Annotated in this window: 16 protein-coding genes and 1 pseudogene; 11 read left to right on the top strand and 6 right to left on the bottom strand. The window is 70.0% G+C overall.

The genetic code is table 11. From position 1 onward, the window contains the following. The first annotated feature begins 109 nt into the window (after positions 1–109). The 5 genes from KBX00_RS15130 to KBX00_RS15110 all read left to right on the top strand — a co-directional run bounded on the left by KBX00_RS15130 (position 110) and on the right by KBX00_RS15110 (position 6,043). Positions 110–1,747: an ABC transporter substrate-binding protein gene (locus KBX00_RS15130; RefSeq protein ID WP_210827323.1), complete on the top strand. Its 1,638-nt coding sequence runs from the start codon at positions 110–112 to the stop codon at positions 1,745–1,747. 100 nt (positions 1,748–1,847) lie between these two features. Further along, positions 1,848–2,909 (top strand): ABC transporter permease, encoded by a 1,062-nt coding sequence (locus KBX00_RS15125; RefSeq protein WP_210827320.1) that lies wholly within the window; start codon positions 1,848–1,850, stop codon positions 2,907–2,909. A 72-nt stretch (positions 2,910–2,981) separates the two neighbouring features. Further along, complete coding sequence (locus KBX00_RS15120) at positions 2,982–3,917, top strand: ABC transporter permease (RefSeq protein WP_210827319.1); 936 nt, start codon at positions 2,982–2,984, stop codon at positions 3,915–3,917. An 85-nt stretch (positions 3,918–4,002) separates the two neighbouring features. Further along, positions 4,003–5,040 (top strand): ABC transporter ATP-binding protein, encoded by a 1,038-nt coding sequence (locus KBX00_RS15115; RefSeq protein ID WP_210827318.1) that lies wholly within the window; start codon positions 4,003–4,005, stop codon positions 5,038–5,040. Then, complete coding sequence (locus KBX00_RS15110) at positions 5,033–6,043, top strand: ABC transporter ATP-binding protein (RefSeq protein ID WP_210827317.1); 1,011 nt, start codon at positions 5,033–5,035, stop codon at positions 6,041–6,043. Before KBX00_RS15115 ends, KBX00_RS15110 begins: the two co-directional genes overlap by 8 nt. Before the next feature lie 147 nt (positions 6,044–6,190). Here KBX00_RS15110 and KBX00_RS15105 read toward each other — a convergent pair whose 3' ends face one another. After that, a complete protein-coding gene (locus KBX00_RS15105; RefSeq protein WP_374225301.1) occupies positions 6,191–6,529 on the bottom strand; it encodes a chorismate mutase in 339 nt (112 codons plus the stop codon). Positions 6,530–6,813: 284 nt separating this feature from the next. Between KBX00_RS15105 and pcrA the strand changes: the two genes are divergently transcribed. Then, a complete protein-coding gene (pcrA, locus tag KBX00_RS15100) occupies positions 6,814–9,216 on the top strand; it encodes a DNA helicase PcrA (RefSeq protein WP_210827316.1) in 2,403 nt (800 codons plus the stop codon). 42 nt (positions 9,217–9,258) lie between these two features. Here pcrA and KBX00_RS15095 read toward each other — a convergent pair whose 3' ends face one another. Both KBX00_RS15095 and KBX00_RS15090 read right to left on the bottom strand, forming a co-directional pair. Then, positions 9,259–10,041, bottom strand: coding sequence for a M23 family metallopeptidase (locus KBX00_RS15095; RefSeq protein WP_374225303.1), 783 nt, complete (start codon positions 10,039–10,041; stop codon positions 9,259–9,261). A 278-nt stretch (positions 10,042–10,319) separates the two neighbouring features. Further along, the gene (locus KBX00_RS15090; RefSeq protein WP_210827313.1) at positions 10,320–11,033 is read right to left on the bottom strand and encodes a M23 family metallopeptidase; all 714 of its coding nucleotides are present in this window, start codon (positions 11,031–11,033) and stop codon (positions 10,320–10,322) included. Between the two features lie 472 nt (positions 11,034–11,505). Here KBX00_RS15090 and KBX00_RS15085 point away from each other — a divergent pair, with 472 nt between their 5' ends. The 3 genes from KBX00_RS15085 to sucD all read left to right on the top strand — a co-directional run bounded on the left by KBX00_RS15085 (position 11,506) and on the right by sucD (position 14,515). After that, positions 11,506–11,910, top strand: coding sequence for a cobalamin B12-binding domain-containing protein (locus KBX00_RS15085; protein ID WP_210827311.1), 405 nt, complete (start codon positions 11,506–11,508; stop codon positions 11,908–11,910). Positions 11,911–12,445: 535 nt separating this feature from the next. Then, complete coding sequence (gene sucC / locus KBX00_RS15080; RefSeq protein WP_210827310.1) at positions 12,446–13,624, top strand: ADP-forming succinate--CoA ligase subunit beta; 1,179 nt, start codon at positions 12,446–12,448, stop codon at positions 13,622–13,624. 3 nt (positions 13,625–13,627) lie between these two features. After that, a complete protein-coding gene (sucD, locus tag KBX00_RS15075; RefSeq protein WP_210827309.1) occupies positions 13,628–14,515 on the top strand; it encodes a succinate--CoA ligase subunit alpha in 888 nt (295 codons plus the stop codon). A gap of 43 nt (positions 14,516–14,558) precedes the next feature. Here the strand turns inward: sucD and KBX00_RS15070 are convergent, their stop codons facing one another. After that, positions 14,559–14,819 carry a DUF4190 domain-containing protein gene (locus tag KBX00_RS15070; RefSeq protein ID WP_210827308.1) on the bottom strand — a complete coding sequence of 87 codons (261 nt, stop codon included), beginning with the start codon at positions 14,817–14,819 and terminating at the stop codon, positions 14,559–14,561. A gap of 179 nt (positions 14,820–14,998) precedes the next feature. Here KBX00_RS15070 and KBX00_RS15065 point away from each other — a divergent pair, with 179 nt between their 5' ends. Further along, positions 14,999–16,291, top strand: coding sequence for a DUF6350 family protein (locus tag KBX00_RS15065; protein ID WP_210827307.1), 1,293 nt, complete (start codon positions 14,999–15,001; stop codon positions 16,289–16,291). A 131-nt stretch (positions 16,292–16,422) separates the two neighbouring features. Here the strand turns inward: KBX00_RS15065 and KBX00_RS15060 are convergent, their stop codons facing one another. Beyond that, entirely contained in the window at positions 16,423–17,082 is a 660-nt protein-coding gene (locus KBX00_RS15060) for a DUF4190 domain-containing protein (RefSeq protein ID WP_210827306.1), read from the bottom strand. 7 nt (positions 17,083–17,089) lie between these two features. Beyond that, complete coding sequence (locus KBX00_RS15055) at positions 17,090–17,389, bottom strand: CD225/dispanin family protein (protein WP_210827305.1); 300 nt, start codon at positions 17,387–17,389, stop codon at positions 17,090–17,092. A gap of 154 nt (positions 17,390–17,543) precedes the next feature. On the opposite strand from KBX00_RS15055, the pseudogene purN reads away from it, so the two are divergent. Continuing rightward, positions 17,544–18,155 (top strand): annotated as a pseudogene (purN, locus tag KBX00_RS15050) (phosphoribosylglycinamide formyltransferase); the annotation flags it as partial. Positions 18,156–18,157: the final 2 nt, after the last annotated feature.

The raw sequence follows: 18,157 nt of genomic DNA, 5'->3' as shown, positions 1-18,157 counted from the left end.
GGCGGGTATCGGGTTGATAACACGCCTTCCCGCCTGGGCGCATCGGGTGTCACAGTTGCAGGCACCTCACAACCCCCTCGTGAGCCGAGCGCCCTGAGGAGGCACTCCCATGCGCGGGAAATTCCTGAAGGTGGCGGTCGCGGCGACCGCCACCGCCATGTTGGCCACCGCCTGTAGCAGCGGTGGCGACGACAACAACGAGCCGGCCGGCGAGTCCGGCGGCACGCTGCGGGTGTACAACGCCGAGCCGGCGTTCCTGACCCCGTCCGGCGGCGACGACGAGCCGTCGTTGTACGTGATCCGTCAGCTGTACCGCGGTCTGGTCAAGTACAACGCCGAGACCTCCGCGGTCGAGATGGACCTGGCCGAGTCGGTCGAGTCGACCGACCAGAAGCTCTGGACGATCAAGCTCAAGAGCGGCTACACCTTCGACAACGGTGAGCCGGTCAACGCCGACGCGTTCCTCCGCTCGTGGAACTACGCCGCTTACGGGCCGAACGCCCAGAACAACGGCTACTTCATGAAGCGGATCGCCGGTAAGGCCGACGTGGCGCCGGTGGACCCGGACGGCGAGGGCCCGAAGGAGGCTCCGAAGCCGGCCGCCGAGACCATGTCGGGTCTCAAGAAGGTCGACGACCTGACCTTCACCGTCGAGCTGGACGCGCCGTTCTCCGGTTTCCCGACCACGATCGGCTACCCGGGCTTCTTCCCGATGGCCCAGGCCTGCGTCGACGACATCGCGGCGTGCAACGAGAAGCCGATCGGTAACGGCCCCTACAAGATGGACGGCAGCTGGCAGCACAACGTCGCCATCAACCTGGTCCGGAGCGACACCTGGAAGGGTGAGGCCGGCAAGCCGGACCGCATCGAGTACCGGATCTTCGCCGACATCGACGCCGGCTACGCCGCCTTCCAGGCCGGCGAGCTGGACGTGCTCTACACCCTGCCCCCGGCCCGCTACAAGGAGGCCAAGGCGCAGTACGGCGACCGGATCTACGAGCAGCCGGGTGACAGCTTCACCTACGTCGGCATGCCGCTGTACCAGGACATCTTCAAGGACAAGCGGATCCGTCAGGCGCTGTCGCTGTCGATCGACCGGCAGTCGATCATCGACGCGGTCTTCGACGGCCGGTACACCCCGGCGTCCGGCTACGTGGCCCCGACCTTCGAGGGTGCCCGCGAAGGCGTCTGCAAGTACTGCACCAAGGACGTCGAGAAGGCCAAGCAGCTGCTCGCCGACGCCGGCGGCTGGCCGGCCGGTGAGAAGCTGATCCTGTGGGCCAACGCCGGTGCCGGCCACGACCTGTGGCTGCAGGCGGTCGGTGACCAGATCAAGGAGGCCCTGGGCATCGACTACGAGCTCAAGGTCAACCTGCAGTTCGCCGAGTACCTCGAGACCGCGGACCAGAAGAAGTTCACCGGTGGGTTCCGCCTCGGCTGGGGTCCGGACTACCCGTTCATGGAGACCTACCTCTACCCGCTGTACGGCACCGGTGCCGGCAGCAACAACTCGGGCTACTCGAACGAGACCTTCGACAACCTGATGAAGCAGGGTGACTCGGCCGAGTCGATCCAGGCCGCCATCCCGGCGTACCAGCAGGCGGAGGACATCCTCGGCGAGGACCTGCCGGTCATCCCGATGTGGTGGAACAAGGTTGGCGCGGTCTACAGCGAGAACGTCGACCAGTTCGTCTGGAACGCCGTCTCGGACGCCGACTACGGTGCGATTTCGCTGAAGCAGAACTGAGCTTCAGACTCCTGATCCTGCCGTAATACGACGTGGCGGCAACGGTTACCCCACCAGGGTGATCGTTGCCGCCACGTCAGCGCCGAGAGGAGACCCCGTCATGGGGCGCTACGTCATTCGACGGTTGCTCCAGTTCATCCCCACCGTGCTGGGCACCATGTTCCTACTGCACTACATGACCTCGCTGGCGGTTCAGTTCAGCGGGAACCCGGTCCGGGCGCTGTTCGGGGACCGGACGCCGGATCCCGCGTTGCTTGCGGCGATCACCGAGCGGCTCGGCTACGCCGACCCCTGTCTGGACAAGCGGGGTGACCCCTGCCTCTGGCGTGAGGCGGAAAGTGGCAGCGGCTGGTTGGGCACCGGCTACGAGCCGGGACTGTTCTTCGACCGGCTGGGCAACATCTTCTTCCACTTCGACTTCGGCATCAACCTGCGCCAGCGGGAGGTCACCGACCTGGTCGCCGACGCCATTCCGTTCACTCTGAAGCTGCTCGTCATCGCGATCGTGTTCGAGGCGGTCGTGGGCATCGCGGCGGGTGTGCTGGCCGGCCTGCGGGGCGGCAGCTTCACCGACTACGCGGTGAAGATCAGCACCGTCTTCGTCATCTCGGTGCCGATCTTCGTGCTGGGCGTGGTGGTCCGGGAGTTCGTCGGGGTCAAGTTCGGAAACGTGCTGCGCGGCCAGGACTGGATTCCCGACGTGATCTCCGTCGGCGTCTTCACGCCAGGCTTCAAGGCCGACTATCCGCTGGCCAGCCTGGTGATCCCGGGCATGGTGCTCGGTGCGCTCTCGCTGGCCACCACGGCCCGGCTCACCCGGACCAGCATCATGGAGAACATCCGTGCCGACTACGTCCGTACCGCGAAGGCCAAGGGCCTGACCAACAAGCGGGTCATCGGCGTGCACACGCTCCGCAACTCGCTGATCCCCGTGATCACCTTCCTCGGCGTCGACATCGGCGCCGCGATGGCCGGCGCGGTCGTCACCGAGACCATCTTCAACGTGCCGGGCATCGGCCGGCTGGTGACGATGGCGGCGCGCAGCGGTGAGTCCTCGGTGGTGGTCGGCGTGGTGACCATGCTGGTGCTTGTGGTCCTGCTCGCCAACCTGCTTGTCGACCTGCTCTACGCCGTGCTCGACCCGAGGATCCGCTATGAGTGACCGAATCACGGTGGCGGACGCAGGTCTTCCGACCGTTCCTGGTGGCCGGGTGGAGCGAAACGAGGTGTGGACATGAGTGACCTGACGAGCACGGGCTCCGCCGCCGGCGGTGCGCCGGTGGCCGGTGACGGCCCTACGCCCGGCGCGCCGGGCGGCAAGGAGCGCAACGCGAGCCTGTGGGCGGACGCCCGACGACAGTTGCTGCGCGACCCGGTCTTCGTGATCGCCAGTCTCTACATCCTCGCGGTCGGGTCGATGGCGCTCTTCCCGAAGCTCTGGACCAGCCAGGACCCGCGGGCGTGCAGCACCGACCGGACCCGGGTCGCGCCGAGTTGGGATCATCCCTTCGGCTTCGACATCCTGGGCTGCGACTACTACTCGCACGCGATCTACGGTGCGCGCCCGTCGATGGTGATCGCGGTGATGGCGACCAGCGGCATCGTGCTGTTCGGTGGGGTGCTCGGCCTGCTCGCCGGCTACTACGGCGGCTGGGTCGACGCGATCATCTCCCGGGTGATGGACATCTTCTTCTCGCTGCCGTTCCTGCTCGGCGCGATCGTCTTCCTCACCGTGATCAAGCGGCAGAACGAGTGGACCATCACGGCCGTGCTGTTCCTGCTGGCCTGGCCGACAATCGCCCGGATCATCCGGGGCAGCGTCATCTCGTCGAAGGACCTGGACTACGTGCACGCGGCGAAGGCGGTCGGTGCCCGCAACTCCCGGTTGATGTTCCGGCACATCCTGCCGAACGCGATGGCCCCGATGCTCGTCTACGCCACCATCGTGCTGGGTTCGTTCGTCGCCGCCGAGGCCACCTTGACCTTCCTCGGTGTCGGGCTCCAGCCGCCCACCCAGTCCTGGGGCATCATGATCAGCCAGCACCAGGTCTACTTCCTGGAAGACCCGTGGCTGCTGCTCTTCCCCTGTGGTCTGCTGGTCGGCACGGTGCTGTCCTTCATCCTCATGGGTGACGCGCTGCGGGACGCCCTCGACCCGAAGTTCCGGTGAGTCGGATGACCGAGTCGCAGCGAGCGAATCATCAGCCAAGGGCGACAGGTGCCTCACGAGGGCACGGAGCGAGCGGAGTGCTGGCATGAGCACTGATGTGAACGTCAAGATGGAGGCGCTGGCGGGTGTCGACCCGGACGCGCTGCCACTACAGGTCAAGGACCTGCACGTGGAGTTCCGCACCCGCAACGGCATCGCGCACGCCGTGAACGGCGTGAGCTTCGACCTGCGGGCCGGCGAGACCCGGGCGATCCTCGGTGAGTCCGGCTGCGGCAAGAGCGTGACCGCACAGGCGATCATGGGCATCCTGGACACCCCGCCCGGCTTCATCACCGGCGGCGAGATCCTCTATCGGGGGGTCGACCTGCTCAAGCTGCCGGAGTCGGAGCGCCGCAAGGTGCGGGCGAACCGGGTCGCGATGATCTTCCAGGACGCGCTCTCCGCGTTGAACCCGGTCTTCACCGTCGGATTCCAACTGGCCGAGCTGTTCCGCAAGCATCGGGGCATGTCCCGCCAGGACGCCAAGGCCCGGGCCGTCGAACTGCTGGACCTGGTGAAGATCCCGGCGGCCAAGCAGCGGGTGAACGACTACCCGCACCAGTTCTCGGGGGGTATGCGGCAGCGCGTCATGATCGCCATGGCGCTGGCGCTCGACCCCGAGGTGCTGATCGCGGACGAGCCGACCACCGCGCTGGACGTGACCGTGCAGGCGCAGATCATGGCGCTGCTCGCCGAGTTGCAGCGGGAACGGAACATGGGCCTGGTGCTGATCACCCACGACATGGGGGTGGTGGCCGACGTGGCGGACCGGATCTCGGTGATGTACGCCGGCCGGGTGATCGAGGAAGCCGGCGTGAACGACATCTACGCCAACCCCGCCCACCCGTACACCAAGGGTCTGCTGGAGTCGATCCCGCGCCTGGACCTCAAGGGTCACGAGCTCAGCGCCATCAAGGGCCTGCCGCCGATGCTCACCAACATCCCGCCGGGCTGCGCCTTCAATCCCCGGTGCGGGTACGCGCAGGACGTCTGCCGGCAGGACCCGGCGCCGCCGCTGTACCAGGTGTCGCCGAGCCGGACGGCCGCCTGCCACTTCTGGAAGGAGGTCAAGGGCGATGAGTGACGTGGTGCTGGAGACCCGCGACCTGGTCAAGCACTTCCCGCTGACCCGGGGCATCGTCTTCAAGAAGCAGTACGGTGCGGTCCAGGCGGTCGACGGGGTCAGCCTGCAGCTGCGGCGCGGCGAGACGCTCGGCATCGTGGGCGAGTCCGGCTGCGGCAAGTCGACGCTGGCCCGGCTGCTGGTCGGGCTGGAGACGCCGACCTCGGGTGACCTGTTCGTGCAGGGCAAGAACATGTCGAAGGTCAGCGCCGAGGAGCGACGTCGGGGCCGGCGCAACATCCAGCTGGTGATGCAGGACCCGTACACCTCCCTCAACCCACGGATGACCGTCGGCGACATCGTCGGGGAGCCCTTCGAGGTGCACCCGGACGTGCTGCCGAAGGCCAGGCGGCGGGCCAAGGTGCAGGAACTGCTCGATCTGGTCGGTCTCAACCCGGACCACATCACCCGGTACCCGCACCAGTTCTCGGGCGGCCAGCGGCAGCGCATCGGCATCGCCCGGGCGCTGGCGCTGAACCCGGAGATCATCCTGTGTGACGAGCCGGTCTCCGCACTTGACGTCTCCATTCAGGCCCAGGTGATCAACCTGCTGGAGAAGCTCCAGAAGGAGCTCGGGCTGTCGTACGTCTTCATCGCCCACGACCTGTCGGTGGTCCGGCACATCGCCGACCGGGTCGCGGTCATGTATCTCGGGAAGATCATCGAGATCGGCACCGAGGACGAGATCTACGACAACCCGACCCACCCGTACACGCAGGCGTTGCTGTCGGCGGTGCCGGTGCCGGATCCGAGGCGGCGTGGGCACCGGGACCAGATCGTGCTGACCGGTGACGTGCCGTCGCCGGCCAACCCGCCCTCGGGCTGCCGATTCCGTACCCGGTGCTGGAAGGCCCAGGACATCTGTGCCGAGCAGCAGCCGCTGCTGGAGATCCGCGACAAGTCGGGTCACCCGAGTGCCTGCCACTTCGCCGAGGTACGCGACGTGGTGCACGCGTCGGAGTAGCCCCACAGACGCCGCCGCTCCGTCCATCCGTACCGGAAGCAGCGGTGAAGGTAGTGCCTCCTCAGTGATTCGGGGCGTCGGCCGTCACCAGCAGCCGGCGCCCCGGTCCACACTTACCTGGATGGTGCGGGAGGCGGGTGGGGTGGGTCAGAGGGGGCCGCGGCCGGCGCGGAGCAGCAGCAGGGCCAGTTGGGTGCCGTCCGCGCCCAGGGCTGACCGGAACCGCTCCAGGATCTCCTGTTCGCGGGAGAGGACGAGACGGGTACCGCCCGAGGCCATCCGGGTCGCACCGACCTCCTGGGAGAGCGTGGCCCGCTCCTGCCACAGTTCGATGAGCGCTCGGTCGATCTCGTCGATCCGTACCCGGATCTCGGCGATCCGACTGGCGGCGTCCGGCTCGGCGGTGCCGGTGGCCGGGGCGCCAACCTCGGGCCCGGCGGGACCGGCGCCGTTCGCGCTGCCGTTCTGCTCCATCACGTCTGCCATCTTCGGGTACCTCTCGCGATGTGGTGCCCGTTGCCCGGATCCCGGGACGCGAAATGCCCCGGGCTCCGAGAGCCCGGGGCATTTCGTAGGTCTGATCGATCAGGCGCGACCTACGGCTGCCGGACTCCCGGAGCCGTAGTAAAAGTAGAAGCGCTCGTCGAACACGCCGTCGAGTATGCCCGCCCTCCGGGGTGGCACGCAAGGAAAGCCGCCCCTTCCCCACATCTGGTCGGTAGGTGCCGTGGGCCGGGGATGTCCGGCCGGCGGCATAGACTCGCCGTGCGATGCATCCTCTCTTCGACATCCCCGCGTCCCCGCCCGAGCCCGAGCCTGGCCGGGCGTGGCCACCCCATCGGCCCGCGCCCGGCCGCCTCGACCCAGCGCAACTGGTGGAGGGGCTCAACGGTCCGCAACGGGACGCGGTCACCCACGCGGGCTCGCCGCTGCTGATCGTGGCCGGTGCCGGATCCGGCAAGACCCGGGTGCTGACCCACCGGATCGCGTACCTGCTCGCCGCCCGGGACGTGCACCCCGGCGAGATCATCGCGATCACCTTCACCAACAAGGCCGCCGGCGAGATGAAGGACCGGGTCACCGCCCTGGTCGGCCCGCGGGCCCGGCTGATGTGGGTCTCCACGTTCCACTCCGCCTGCGTGCGGATCCTGCGCGCCGAGCACGAGCACGCCGGCCTGAAGTCCACCTTCTCGATCTACGACGCGGACGACTCCCGCCGGCTGATGCAGCTCGTCGCCCGGGAACTCGACCTCGATCCGAAGCGCTATCCGGCGCGCGGCCTGGCCGCCCAGGTCTCGAACCTGAAGAACGAGCTGGTCGACCCGGAGACGTTCGCCGCGCGGGCCAGCGGGCCCAACGAACGCGCTCTGGCCGAGGCGTACGCGCTCTATCAGCGGCGGCTGCGCGAGGCCCACGCGCTCGACTTCGACGACCTGATCATGACGACGGTGCACCTGCTCCAGTCGCATCCGCACGTCGCGGAGAGCTACCGCCGTCGGTTCCGGCACGTGCTCGTCGACGAGTACCAGGACACCAACCACGCACAGTACGTCCTGATCAAGGAGCTGGTCTCCGGCACCGAGGGCCTCGAACCGGCGGAGCTGTGCGTGGTCGGCGACGCGGACCAGTCGATCTACGCCTTCCGGGGCGCGACGATCCGCAACATCCTGGAGTTCGAGCGCGACTTCACCGACGCCCGCACCATCCTGCTGGAGCAGAACTACCGCTCCACCCAGACCATCCTGAACGCCGCGAACGCGGTGATCGACCGCAACACGTCGCGCAAGCCGAAGCGATTGTGGAGCGACGCCGGCCCGGGCGAACCGATCGTCGCGTACGTCGCCGACACCGAACACGCCGAGGCGGACTGGGTGGCCCGGGAGATCGACAGGTTGGTCGACGACGGGGAGACCCGGCCGGGCGACGTGGCGGTCTTCTACCGCACCAACGCGCAGTCCCGGGTCTTCGAGGAGGTGTTCATCCGGCTCGGTCTGCCGTACAAGGTCGTCGGCGGGGTGCGCTTCTACGAGCGCAAGGAGGTCCGGGACGCACTTGCCTACCTGCGTTCGGTGGTGAACGACGACGACACGGTGAGCCTGCGGCGGATCCTCAACACCCCGCGCCGGGGCATCGGCGACCGCGCCGAGGCATGCGTGGAGGCGCTGGCCAGCCGGGACCGGATCTCCTTCGGTGCCGCGTTGCGGCGGGCCGGTGACGCGCCCGGTATCTCGACCCGGGCGGCCAACGGCATCGCCGACTTCGTGGCGCTGCTCGACTCCGCCCGTGAGCTGGCCGTCGACGGCACCCCGGAGGAGGTGCTGGAGGCGGTGCTGACCCGTTCGGGCTACCTGACCGAGCTGGAGGAGAGTCTCGACCCGCAGGACGCCGGTCGGGTCGACAACCTTCAGGAGCTGGTGAGCGTCGCGCGCGAGTACACCGAGCGGATCGAGGCGACCGGCGCGGAGGGCGAGCGGGCCACCCTGGCCGGTTTCCTGGAGCAGGTCGCCCTCGTCGCCGACGCCGACCAGGTGCCCACCGACGACCCCGAGCATCAGGGCGTGGTCACCCTGATGACCTTGCACACCGCCAAGGGCCTGGAGTTCCCGGTGGTGTTCCTGACCGGCCTGGAGGACGGCGTCTTCCCGCACCTGCGCTCGCTCGGCGACACCCGGGAGCTGGAGGAGGAGCGCCGGCTGGCGTACGTCGGCATCACCCGTGCCCGGCAGCGGCTCTACCTCTCCCGGGCGGTGACCCGCTCCGCGTGGGGCCAGCCGGCCTACAACCCGCCGTCCCGCTTCGTCGAGGAACTGCCACCCGAACTCGTCCGCTGGGAGCGGACCGAGGGGTCGTACACCTCGTGGGGTGGCGGTGGTGGCGGCGTGGGTGGCCGCGCGGACCGGACGCCCGGCGGTCGCGGCGGTTTTGCCGGCGGCACGCCCCGGGCCGTCCAGCTGGCCCGCAAGCTCGGGGTGGACGGCAGCCGGTTGGCCACCGCGAGCGAGCTGCCGCAGGGGCCGAAGGTCGCCGCCGGGGACCGGGTGAACCACCAGCGGTACGGTCTCGGCCGGGTGGTGACCGTGGAGGGGCACGGCCCGGGTGCCCGGGCGCAGATCGACTTCGGTGACCAGACGCTGTGGCTGGTGCTGCGACACGCCCCGATCGAGAAGATCTGACTCGGATCGACCGCGGCCGTGCGGTGCGGCGGTCCAGATCGGTCAGCAGGCCACGTCGAGGCCCCGGGCGCGCAGGAAGGGCGCCGGGTCGATCTGGTTCCACAGCTGGCCCTGGTGCACCTCGAAGTGCAGGTGCGGACCGGTGGAGTCGCCCGTGGAGCCCTCCAGGCCGATCGTCTGCCCGGTGCTGACCTTCGCGCCCACGCTCACCCTTGCCGTGCTCAGGTGGGCATAGTGGGTGAGGTAGCCGTTGCCGTGGTCGATGACCACGGAGATGCCGTACCCGTCGCCGACGTCGCCGGCCTTCGTCACGGTGCCACCGAAGGCGGCGCGTACCGGGGTTCCGGCGGGCATGGCGAAGTCGATGCCGGCGTGCAGCGTGCCCCAGCGGGGCCCGTAGCAGGAGGTGATCGCACCTCCCGCCATCGGGAGCACCCAGGACGACTTCGGCTGCGTACTCTTCTTCGGCTTGGCCTTGGTGGTCGCCGTTCGGCTGGCCTTCGGTTTCGGGCTCGGTTTCGGGCTGGGCTTCGCGGTGGGACTGGCGCTCGTGGTCGGGCTCGGCGACGGGCTGCCCGGGCCGGCGGTCTCCCGGGCCGAACGGTCGGCGCGCTCGGCGGCCTCGGCGCGGGCCTGGCCGTCGAGCGCGACCGGGCTGGTGGTCGGCCGGTCGTCGCGCTCGCTCACGACGACACCGCCGACGCCGAGCCCCGTGAGAGCGACCACACCGACCACGAGGAGCCGGAAGTTCCGGCTCAGGCGTCGCCGGTGGCGGGCCGGGGCGTGCGGGATCCTGCGGGTCGGGGTGGGGTTGTCGTCCTGCACGGGTACGGACCTCATTGGTTTCGAGTGGTACGTGACCTCGAAATCCTGGTGTCGGTCCGGGCGGGGCCGGGTACCGGGGGTGTGCGGGGCAGTCGCGGTGGTCGGTGCCGGTGTCCGACTTCGCGGGCAAGTGTCCCCCACTGCCCGATGCGGACCCGGCAGCCTGGTGTGGTGCTCATCACAATCCGCCGAGTGAGCTGGGACACTTGCGGTCGCGGTGGGCCAAACGAAACCGCCCGGATCAACAGATCCGGGCGGTCAACGGGCGTCACGGGCGGTCAGGAGGCGGCTACCTCGCTGTAGATTGCCTCGACTTGCAGCTTGATGTCCACTCCGCGTTCCTGCAGCCACGGCACCGGGTCGAGTGGCTCCCCCTTGACATGGATCTCCAGGTGCAGGTGGGAACCGTAGGAGTGACCGGTGTTGCCGACCAGACCGAGCTGGTCACCGGCCTTGACCTGCTGCCCCTCGCGCACGCTGAGCGCGGAGGAGTGGCCGTAGATGGCCTCGCTGCCGTCGGCGTGCTGAACGATCACCGCGTTTCCGTAGCCGCCGAACCAGCCGGCCTTGGTGACGGTGCCCTCGTGAATCGCGACGTACGGGGTGCCCTCCGGTGCCACCAGGTCGACGCCGGTGTGCAGCTTGCCCCAGCGCATGCCGTAGGGGGAGTTGAAGTCGTAGCCCTGCAGGGGGAGCAGCCAGACGCCGGTCTCCTCGGCGCTCTCCGGCGCATCGCGACCGTCCCGGGAGGCCCGCTCGGCGGCGTCGGCGCGGTCGGCCACGCCCTCGTTGCTGATCGACGCCTGCTTCAGCTCGTCAAGCACCGTGGGGCTGACGTCCTTGGCGTCCGGCATCGCGCTGGCGCCCAGTGCCACCACACCGGCACCGACGAAGGCGGTGGTGACGACCGCGGCGTAACGGCTGCGCGGGGGGGTGGGTACGCGGCGGCGGCCGCGATATCGATCGGGCTCAGACGACAGGCGCTGGCGCACGCATACCCTCCGTTGTCGGGGTTCCGATGCGGATCAGCCGCCGTCCGGATCTGGTGACCGTGCGTCGGCTGGTCGCGTCGTCACCCGTCCGTAGACCTGATGACAACCGTGGACACGGTAGCCAACCGTCAGTCCCGTCACAAGCCGGAACGCCGAATTGCTTGCAACGTTCTGTCCGTTTCCGTCCGAGATTGTCATGGCTCGTAGGTGTAGTGGAGTGTCCTCGTTATCCTCCGTTCGTCGCACACCGTGACCGATCGGCGGAGGCGTCCCGCTTGACGCGGCCTGCGTTCGTCGTGCCTCTGCGTGAGGTGACAGTGGTACCTGCGTGACGTGGCAGGGGTTGGTGGCGAAGACCGGACGGCGACCCCTGTTTACCGGCCGCCCTGCCGGCCCCGGTTCCCCGGCAAAGGTCGGGCGGGTTACCGTTCGTTCAGGTGAATGCCGCAGAGCCGGTGAAAGGGATGCCCAGATGAGCTCTCGTGTTCGGGTCGTCGTCGCCAAGCCGGGCCTGGACGGCCACGACCGTGGTGCCAAGGTGGTGGCGCGGGCCCTCCGCGACGCCGGCATGGAGGTCATCTACACCGGCCTGCACCAGACCCCGGAGCAGATCGTGGAGACCGCGATCCAGGAGGACGCCGACGCCGTCGGTCTCTCGGTGCTCTCCGGGGCACACATGACGCTGTTCCGCCGGGTCCTCGAACTGCTCGACGAACGGCAGGCCCGGGACATCGTCGTCTTCGGCGGGGGCATCATCCCGGAGGCCGACCTGCCGGAGTTGGAGCGGCTCGGCGTAGCCAAGATCTTCACCCCGGGCGCGACCACAACGTCCATCGTGGATTGGGTCCGGGACAACGTCGCCCAGCCGGTGGCCTGAGCCGTCGGTGGTCTGAGCACGGGGGAGGGGCCGGACGCACCCCTCACACGTCCGGCCCCTCTATGCACGATGCCCCGCCGCCACCCCTCGACCGACAGGGCATCGGCCGTTTCCGTCTTCGCGCTCCGCAGCGCTCCGACATCTGACTCAACGACGCCCTTCCGGCGGGGTTACGCGGGACCGCCGAGAACCGTCGCCGCCCAGGCAAGATCGCTCGAACGGGTGACGTGGCTCGGCCCACCGCCCCGGCGGGTGCCCTCCGGTGACCCGACGCCGGCCTGGTTTGTGCATTACCGCACACCACGCACCCGCTCGGTTGCCGGAAGTGCCGGCATCGCTAGGCTGCGCCCAATGAACCCTTTCCGACCTCCCCTCGCGGGCCGCACCGTCAGGTCGGCGGCGGCGCGTGGTCGCGGTGGCGAGGGTTCGACGGCCTGCGTCAACTTCGACTGATGTCGGGCATCACACTGTTTTCTTTCCATACGCTGGTGGCGGCGCGACGGTGCGCCGCAGAGACGGGACGGGACGCGCAATCGTGGACCTGTACGAGTACCAGGGGCGGGACCTGTTCGAGCGGCACGGGCTTCCCGTGCTCGCCGGCGGCGTCGCCACGACCCCGGAGGAGGCCCGCGCGATCGCCGAACGCCTCGGCGGCCGGGTGGTCGTCAAGGCACAGGTGAAGGTCGGCGGACGAGGCAAGGCGGGCGGCGTCAAGCTGGCCGAGGGCGCGGAGGAGACGGTGGCCCGCGCCACCGACATCCTCGGCATGGACATCAAGGGTCACACCGTCCACAAGGTCATGATCACGGTGACCGCGGACGTGGCCGAGGAGTACTACTTCTCGTACCTGCTCGATCGGGCGAACCGCACGTTCCTCTGCATCGCCAGCGTCGCCGGCGGTATGGACATCGAGCAGGTCGCCGCCGAGACCCCGGAGAAGGTCGTCAAGGCGCCGATCGACGCCGTGAAGGGCGTGGACGAGGCGAAGGCGCGGGAGATCGTCGAGGCGGCCGGATTCCCGGCCGAGGTCGCCGACCAGGTCGTCGACGTCGCGGTCGGCCTGTGGCGGGCGTTCGTCGCCGAGGACGCCACCCTGGTCGAGGTGAACCCGCTGGCCAAGACCGCCGAGGGCAAGCTGCTGCTGCTGGACGCCAAGGTGTCGCTGGACGAGAACGCCGGCTTCCGGCACCCCGACCACGAGGCACTTGTCGACCAGGCGACGGTGGACCCCCTGGAGCAGGCGGCCAAGGAGAAGGACCTCAACTACGTCAAGCTCGACGGTGAGGTCGGCATCATCGGCAACGGCGCCGGCCTGGTCATGTCGACCCTCGACGTGGTCGCCTACGCCGGGGAGCGGCACGGCAACGTCAAGCCGGCCAACTTCCTCGACATCGGCGGCGGCGCGAGCGCCGCGGTCATGGCCAACGGTCTGGAGATCGTGCTCTCCGACCCGTCGGTCAAGAGCGTCTTCGTGAACGTCTTCGGTGGCATCACCGCCTGCGACGCGGTCGCCAACGGCATCGTGCAGGCGTTGGGCCTGCTGGAGCAGCGGGGCGAGCAGGTCACCAAGCCGCTCGTCGTCCGCCTCGACGGCAACAACGCCGAGGCCGGTCGAGCGATCCTCGACGGCGCGAACAACCCGCTGATCGAGCGGGTCGACACCATGGACGGCGCGGCCGAGCGGGCCGCCGAGCTGGCGGCTGCGGGGGTCTGACACATGGCTATCTGGCTGACCAAGGACTCGAAGGTCATCGTCCAGGGGATGACCGGTTCCGAGGGTTCCAAGCACACCCGCCGGATGCTCGCCGCCGGCACGAACGTGGTGGGCGGCGTCAACCCGCGCAAGGCGGGCACCACCGTCGACTTCGACGGCACCGAGCTACCGGTCTTCGCCGGCGTCGCCGACGCGATGAAGGACACCGGCGCGGATGTCACGGTCATCTTCGTACCGCCGCAGTTCACCAAGGCCGCGGTCATCGAGGCGATCGACGCCGAGATCCCGCTGGCCGTGGTGATCACCGAGGGGGTGCCGGTGCACGACACCGCCGCCTTCTGGGCGTACAACGTCGCCAAGGGCGAGCGGACCCGGATCATCGGCCCGAACTGTCCCGGCATCGCCTCGCCGGGTGCCTCGAACGCCGGCATCATCCCGGCGGACATCACCGGCTCCGGCCGGATCGGTCTGGTCAGCAAGAGCGGCACGCTGACCTACCAGATGATGTACGAGCTGCGCGACATCGGCTTCTCGACCTGTGTCGGCATCGGTGGCGACCCGATCATCGGGACGACCCACATCGACGCGCTGGCCGCGTTCGAGGCCGACCCGGACACCGACGCCATCGTCATGATCGGTGAGATCGGCGGCGACGCCGAGGAGCGGGCGGCCGAGTTCATCAAGGCCAACGTCAGCAAGCCGGTGGTCGGCTACATCGCCGGGTTCACCGCCCCGCCCGGCAAGACCATGGGGCACGCCGGTGCGATCATCTCCGGCTCGGCCGGCACCGCCGACGCCAAGAAGGCAGCCCTGGAGGCGGTGGGCGTGAAGGTCGGCAAGACGCCGACCGAGACGGCCAACCTGATGCGCGAGCTCATGTCCGCGGGCTGAGCGGGGACACACGCGCTGAGGGGCCGACCGAGAGGTCGGCCCCTCAGCGGTTCCAGTACGGGTAGTTCCCGGTGGCCTGCAGGATCAGGCTGATGACGATGTTCAGCACGCCCAGCGCGATGGCCACGTAGCCAAGCACCGGCGACTTGCCGTAGCGGCGCGCGTCGCGGATCGACAACCAGCCGAAGACGATGCCGAGGATGCCGCAGCAGAGCACACCGGTCACGATGCCGAGCACGCCCCAGAGGGTCGTACGGTCCCGGCCGGCGGGTGGTGGCGGGGGCGGTGGATACGGAGCGTTCACGACTCCCCTTCCGGTCACATGTTGCCGCGACATCGGTCACGGCCCCAGTGCCGAGGCTAGAGGAGCCGGTGCCCGGCCACGCCGGATCAGCCGAACTCGGATGTTTCGGCGCGCCGAGTGCCGACCCGGCGGGCGGTGTCGGGCAGCCGGGGCCGGCCCGGCGTGCCAGAGTAGAGCCGATGTCCTTTGTCACCCCTGACCAGCCTCGCCGGGCCACCGACGCCCGTGGCGCCGGCGCCCGGCCACCCGGCCGGGCCGGCCCTCCGCGCCGGGTGCCGGCCGCCCCGTCGGCGCACTCGGGGCGCAGCCACGCGCCGCTCGCGGTCGCCGCACTCGTCGCCGCCGGAGGGGCGGCCGTCACCGCCTGGCTGCCCGTGGCGCTGGCACTGTGGCTGTTCCAGCTCAGCGAGGACGCCGGGAGCCTGCTCGACGCCGCCCGCGCTGGAGCGGCGGGGTGGCTGCTCGGGCACGGGGTGCCCCTGGCCACGGCCAGCGGTCCGCTGGGCCTGGCGCCGCTCGCGGTGACGGCGCTGGTGGTGTGGCGACTCACCCGGGCCGGGGTGCACGCCAGCCGCGCGATCGGTGCGCGAGCCAGCCGGTCGCCGGGCCGTATGCTCGCCGCCGCCGCTGCGGTCGGCATCGCGTACGGGTTGCTGGGAGCGCTCGCCGCCATGCTTGTCGGAGCCGGTGGCCTCAGCGTGTCGCCGGTACGCGCCGGGCTGACGCTGGTGACCGTCGGCACCCTCGCCGCCGGTGTCGGTGCCGCCCGCACGACCGGCGTGTCCGGGGTCTTCGCCGAGCAGGTGCCGGTGCCGCTGCGCGAGGGCGTACGTGCCGGCACGGTGGCCGCCCTGGTGCTGCTCGGTGCGGGCGCTGCGGTGGCGGGGCTGGCCGTGGCGACCGGTGGTGGTGACGCGGCCGACCTGATCGGCGCGTACCGCACCGGTGTGGCTGGACAGGCCGGCATCACCCTGGTCAGCCTCGCATACGCGCCGAACGTCAGCGTGTGGTCGGCCAGTTACCTGCTCGGCCCCGGCTTCGCGGTCGGCACCGACACGGCGGTACGCACCAGCGAGGTCTCGGTCGGCCCGCTACCGGCGGTGCCGTTCTTCGCCGGCCTGCCCAGCGGGCCGGTAGCCGGGCTCGGCGCGGTAACCGTCCTCGCCCTGCCCGTTCTCGTGGGAATGGCCGCCGGTTGGCTGCTCGCGCGCCGGTTGCTGCGCCTGTCCAGCGCCGAGGGGGCACCGCTGTCGTGGCGGCGGCTGCTCGTGCCGGCGGCGCTCGCCGGACCGGTGGCCGGACTGCTGCTGGGTGCGGCGGCGAAGGCGTCCGGCGGGCCGCTGGGCGCCGGCCGGCTGGCGGAGGTCGGGCCGGTCGGTTGGCAGGTGGCGCTCGCGGCACTGCTGGTCACCGGTGCCGGCGCACTGCTCGGTGCCGCCGGCACCCGCTGGCTCACACGGGACGCGACCTGAATTTCCCCTCCGCCGTAAGGGCGACGGTGTGGAGGCCCCGCACGAGGTGGGGCGGGCGAGAACTGGCCTGCTGACGAGCCAGGGGCGTCCCGGGTGCACCGGGACGCCCCTGGCGGCGGGCAGGTTGCTGGTCAGGGGTACAGCCCCGACCCACCGACATTCAGCGCCACCACCACGATCTGCAGCAGGCCCAGCAGCAGTCCCACCGCGCCGCAGATCAGGCCGGCAAGTGCCTGGCCGGAGTTGCCGGCCAGGCCCTGGTCGGCCTTCTGCTTACCGAGCCAGCCGGTCACGAGTGCGGCCAACCCGAGCGGGATTCCCAGGTAGCAGCAGCTCAACGGGATCGAGGCGATGCCGAGGATCATCGCAACCAGGCCGAGGGTGTTCTGCTGTCCCTGCCCGCCGGTGAAACCCGCGTTCGGGTACATCGGCGTGCCGCCGTACGGCTGCGGGGCGTACGGGTCGGCGTAGGGCTGCCCGTAGCCCGGTTGCCCGTAGCCCGGCTGGCCGTACGCCGGGGGCTGCCCGGCGGCCGGCGGGGGACCGGCCGGCGGCGCGTACGGACCGTAGGGCCCGGGGGAGGCCGGCGGCTGGGCCTCCGGCTGACCGTACGGGTCGGCCGGAGGCTGCTGACCGTACGGGTCGGCCGGCTGGGCGTACGGGTTCGCCGGCGGCGGTGCGTACGGGTTCGCCGGGGGTGGCGCGTACGGATTGGCCGGCTGGGGCGTGGTCGGGTCCCCGTACGGCGGCTGCTGGCCGTACGGGTCCTGACCGGGTTGACCGGGCTGCATCCGGTGCTCAGTAACCGCTGGCGTTGCTGCCGCTCATCGAGCCCAGCAGGCCGCCGCCGAGGCAGCACACCAGGACGATCGCGATCCAGGCGATGCCGACGATCAGGGCCCACTTGGACCACTTCTTCGACTCGGCCGCCGCAGCCTGTGCGCCGGCGTAGTCACCCTGCTGGACCAGCGGGTTGACCTTCGAGGCATTGATGATCGCCGGAATGGCCAGCGGCCAGAACAGGAAGATCGCGACGATCGACATTGTCATGTTGTTGTCGACCGACTGCGGTGGCTGTGACTGGTATTCGGGCTGCATGACGACGTGCTCCTCACGGTTGTTCGCTGACGGGTGTGGGACCGGACGTGCGCCGGTCCCAAGCGACCGGCAGCGTACCCGGTTCCGGCCAGTTCGGTGGTCACCCGCGCCGCGCCGCCCGGCGAATGGGCACCGGCTGGCGGCCGGATAGGGTGTGCCGGTGAACCAGCCCGCCCGTATCGTCGTCCTTGTCTCCGGCTCCGGCAGCAACCTTCAGGCCCTGCTGGACGCGACCGCGGACCCGGCGTACGGGGCGCGGGTGGTCGCGGTCGGGGCGGACCGCGACGGGATCGCGGGCCTGGACCGGGCCGCCGCCGCGGGGGTGCCGACCTTCGTGGAGCGGGTGAAGGACCACCCGGACCGTGATCGGTGGGACGCCGCGCTCACCGCCCGGGTCGCCGGGCACCGACCCGACCTGGTCATCTCGGCCGGGTTCCTGAAGCTCGTCGGTCCGCGTTTCCTCGCCGCCTTCGGCGACCGTTACCTGAACACGCACAACACCCTGCTGCCGGCGTTCCCCGGCATCCACGGCCCGCGCGACGCGCTCGCCTACGGGGTCAAGGTGACCGGGGCGACCCTCTTCTTCGTCGACGCGGGGATGGACACCGGCCCGATCGTCGCGCAGGTGGCGGTGCCGGTACGCGACGACGACGACGTCGACACGCTCACCGAACGCATCAAGCAAGCGGAGCGGAGCCAGCTCGTCGAGCAGGTGGGCCGGCTGGTCCGTGACGGTTGGACGATAACCGGAAGAAAGGTCATGGTCGG

Origin of the sequence: Micromonospora sp. C95 (genome assembly GCF_018070465.1) — a bacterium.
Lineage (GTDB): Bacteria > Actinomycetota > Actinomycetes > Mycobacteriales > Micromonosporaceae > Micromonospora.
The sequence above is the reverse complement of the archived record's forward strand: the minus strand, read 5'-3'. Positions and strand labels throughout refer to the sequence as shown.

Bases quoted from the DNA above. Each gene is read 5' to 3' on its own strand.
- KBX00_RS15055 (WP_210827305.1), bottom strand. From the start codon at position 17,389: ATGCAGCCCGAATACCAGTCACAGCCACCGCAGTCGGTCGACAACAAC.
- KBX00_RS15120 (WP_210827319.1), top strand. From the start codon at position 2,982: ATGAGTGACCTGACGAGCACGGGCTCCGCCGCCGGCGGTGCGCCGGTG.
- KBX00_RS15130 (WP_210827323.1), top strand. From the start codon at position 110: ATGCGCGGGAAATTCCTGAAGGTGGCGGTCGCGGCGACCGCCACCGCC.
- KBX00_RS15125 (WP_210827320.1), top strand. From the start codon at position 1,848: ATGGGGCGCTACGTCATTCGACGGTTGCTCCAGTTCATCCCCACCGTG.
- KBX00_RS15085 (WP_210827311.1), top strand. From the start codon at position 11,506: ATGAGCTCTCGTGTTCGGGTCGTCGTCGCCAAGCCGGGCCTGGACGGC.
- KBX00_RS15110 (WP_210827317.1), top strand. From the start codon at position 5,033: ATGAGTGACGTGGTGCTGGAGACCCGCGACCTGGTCAAGCACTTCCCG.
- KBX00_RS15065 (WP_210827307.1), top strand. From the start codon at position 14,999: ATGTCCTTTGTCACCCCTGACCAGCCTCGCCGGGCCACCGACGCCCGT.
- pcrA (WP_210827316.1), top strand. From the start codon at position 6,814: ATGCATCCTCTCTTCGACATCCCCGCGTCCCCGCCCGAGCCCGAGCCT.
- KBX00_RS15060 (WP_210827306.1), bottom strand. From the start codon at position 17,082: ATGCAGCCCGGTCAACCCGGTCAGGACCCGTACGGCCAGCAGCCGCCG.
- sucD (WP_210827309.1), top strand. From the start codon at position 13,628: ATGGCTATCTGGCTGACCAAGGACTCGAAGGTCATCGTCCAGGGGATG.
- KBX00_RS15105 (WP_374225301.1), bottom strand. From the start codon at position 6,529: ATGGCAGACGTGATGGAGCAGAACGGCAGCGCGAACGGCGCCGGTCCC.
- KBX00_RS15115 (WP_210827318.1), top strand. From the start codon at position 4,003: ATGAGCACTGATGTGAACGTCAAGATGGAGGCGCTGGCGGGTGTCGAC.